Raw genomic sequence first — 3,092 nt, forward strand, 5'->3', positions numbered from 1 at the left:
GTCCGGCGGCGTCGCGATTCCCGGCACGACGGACCTGCTCGCGTTCCTCATCATCATCGGCGTGCTGTTCTGGCGCGGGCGCAGCATTCCCGGCCGCGGCGAGGTGCAGGAGACCAGGCTGCCGCAAGCGCCGCGGCCGCAGCACCTGTTCCGTTCCGCGCTGATCTTCGGCGGCGGGGCCGCGATCCTGCTCGTCGTGTTCCCGTTTGACTTCCGCAACGCGCTGATCAACACGCTGATCGGCATCCTGTTGGCGCTGTCGCTCGTCATCATCACCGGCTTCGTCGGCCAGATCTCGATCATCCAGCTCGCCCTGGCGGGCGCCGCCGGCTTCACGATCTCGCACATGGCGAGCAACTTCGGCATCACCTTCCCGCTCGCGGCGCTCGCGGGCATCGCGGTCGCCGTCGCCCTCGGCATCCTCACCGCGATTTCCGCCGTCCGGGTACGCGGCACCAGCCTCTCGGTCGTTACCCTGGCCGGCGCCGTGGCCATCGACAACTTCGGCTTCCAGAACCCGACCTGGGGCGGCGGCGGACTCGGCTCGCCGGTGCCGGAGATGCACTGGTTCGGCGTGGACTTCGGCCCGAACGCCGGGTTCCGCGGCATCGACGGCAACCAGCCAAGCCCCGTCTTCGGCTGGGTCGTGCTGCTCTGCGTGCTGCTCGCCTGCCTCGGCGTCGGTTACCTGCGGCGCGGCAAGCTCGGCCAGCGGATGCTTGCCGTCCGTTCCAACGAGCGCGCGGCGGCCGCCGCCGCGATCAACCCGCGGACCGTAAAGCTGTACGCGTTCATCATCGCGGCCCTCATCGCGGGCGTCGCCGGATGCCTGTACGCCTACAACTTCGGCTCGGTGAGCGCCGACAGGTTCGACGCCTTCACCGCGCTATCGCTGATCGCGTTCGCCTACGCGGGCGGCATCACGCTCATCTCTGGCGCGGTGTTCGCGGGCCTGATCTCCGCCCAGGCGCTGATCCCGTACGCCCTCCAAAAGTGGTTCGGCCTGGACGGGAACTGGTTCCTGCTGGTCGGCGGCGTCCTGCTGATCTTCACGCTGCTGCAGAACCCGGAAGGCGTGGCCGGCGACCTCTACCGCCGCCTGCACAAGCGGCCGCAGGTCCACGCTCCGCAGGTGGACGCCGCGACCCGCGAGCATCTCGTGCCGCGCACGGCGCGCCCCGACCTGTCGGGCCATCCGGCCGCCCTCACGGTCGAAGGCCTGTCCGTGCGGTTCGGCGGCGTGCATGCGCTGTCGGAGGTGTCGCTCAACGTCCGCGAGGGCGAGCTCGTCGGGCTCATCGGCCCGAACGGCGCCGGCAAGACCACCCTCATCGACGCCATCTCCGGCTTCGTGACCAGCGCGGGAACCGTCCGGCTCGGCGAGCATGACCTGCACGGCCTGCCGCCCTACGACCGCGCCAGGGCCGGCCTGTCCCGCACCTGGCAGACCACCGAGCTGTTCGATGACCTGAACGTCGCGGAGAACCTCACGGTCGCCTCCCGCGAGGGCACGGTCAGCGAGGAGGCCGTCAGCGAGACGCTCGCCGTAGTCGGCATGGACTGGGCGGCCGGGGCGATGCCTACCCAGCTGTCCTCCGGGCAGCGCAAGCTCGTCGGCGTCGCCCGCGCCCTGGTCGCCAAGCCCACGCTGCTCTGCCTGGACGAGCCGGCCGCCGGCCTGGACAGCACCGAGAGCGAAGAGCTGGGCGTCACCCTGCGCCGCCTCGCCGATCAGGGCCAGTCGATGCTCCTCATCGAGCACGACATGGGCCTGGTCCTCGGCATCTGCGACCGGGTGGTGGTGCTCGAGTTCGGCAAGGTCATCGCCGAGGGCACGCCCGAGGTCGTCCGCCGGGACCCGCGGGTCATCGCGGCCTACCTGGGCGAGGACAGCGCCGACCTGGAAGGGGCCGCTGACGAAGGGGCGGCTGCGGAAACCGCGGAAAAAGCGTAAAAGCATTATCCGGAACGTACGCGGCTGACTCCGCACTCTGATGACTCTCGATCGGGGCGAGGTAGGGCTACCACTTCATCACAGTGGCTGCCGCCACCATTGTCCGGTGCCGCCAGTGCCCGTATAGCTTGAACCACGGACTCCGCGACGAGTCCGCGGACCGGCTGGGGGGCGGGGGAGCCGCATGGGGATGGCGCTGACGTGGCTGCGACTGGACCTTCGACGACGCTGGCGGTCGCTGGTCGTGCTCGCGCTGCTCGTCGCGCTGTCCGCCGGCGTCGTGCTGACCGCGGTGGCCGGGGCCAGGCGCGGCGACACGGCCTTCGGCCGGCTGTGGGCGCGGACGCTGCCCGCGACCGTCGTCGTGCTGCCGAACCAGCCCGGCTTCGACTGGGCGAAGGTCAGAGCGCTCCCCGAGGTCAGCGCGCTCGGGCTGTTCGCCGTCTACTACGGGGCCGCGGTGGAGGGCATGGACGGCGTGGACCTCGGCTTCCCGCCGGCGAACGCGGACGCGCTCCAGACCGTGGAACGCCCGGTGGTGCTGGCGGGCCGGATGGCCAGCCCCGGCCGGGCGGACGAGGCGGTCGTCACCCCGCACTTCCTGACCGCCCACCACAAGCAGGTCGGCGACATCCTGACCCTGCGCCTGTCCACGCCCGCCCAGGCCGCCGCCGCCATCGACGCGAGTCAGACCCCGCCGGCCGGCCCGCGGGTTACGGTACGCATCGTCGGCGTTATCAAGTCCCCGTTCGGGCTCGACAACGTGGGCGACAGCGGCGGGGTGATCCCGACGTACGCGCTGCTTACCCGGTACCGCGCCGACATCATGGGCACGAACACAAGCAACAGCCCGACCTACATCAACGGCCTGATCCGGCTGGCTGGCGGCGAGGCCGCGATCCCGGCGTTCCGCGCAGATCTCGCCCGGGTGACCGGGCGGTCCGACATCGACGTGCTCGACGAGAACATCTGGATCGGCGATACCGCCAGGAAGGTGACCGGGTACGAGGCAGCCTGCCTGCTCGCGTTCGGGCTCGCGGCGCTGGTCGCCGCGCTGGTCCTCGTCGGCCAGTCGGTGGCCAGGTACGCCTCGGCCGCGGTGGCGGAACTCCTGGTGCTGCGGGCGGTGGGGCTGACC

2 protein-coding genes are annotated in these 3,092 nt (G+C 71.1%); both read left to right on the forward strand.

From position 1 onward, the window contains the following. Window positions 1–1,954, forward strand: a 1,954-nt coding sequence (locus WA805_RS12485; RefSeq protein ID WP_425242412.1) for an ATP-binding cassette domain-containing protein, incomplete at its 5' end; no start/stop codon positions are given. A 184-nt stretch (window positions 1,955–2,138) separates the two neighbouring features. Then, the coding region (locus WA805_RS12490; RefSeq protein WP_425242413.1) for a hypothetical protein at window positions 2,139–3,092 on the forward strand (954 nt) is incomplete at its 3' end.

The sequence above is a fragment of the Trebonia sp. genome, assembly GCF_049794275.1.
In the GTDB taxonomy this organism is placed as follows: Bacteria; Actinomycetota; Actinomycetes; order Streptosporangiales; family Streptosporangiaceae; genus Trebonia.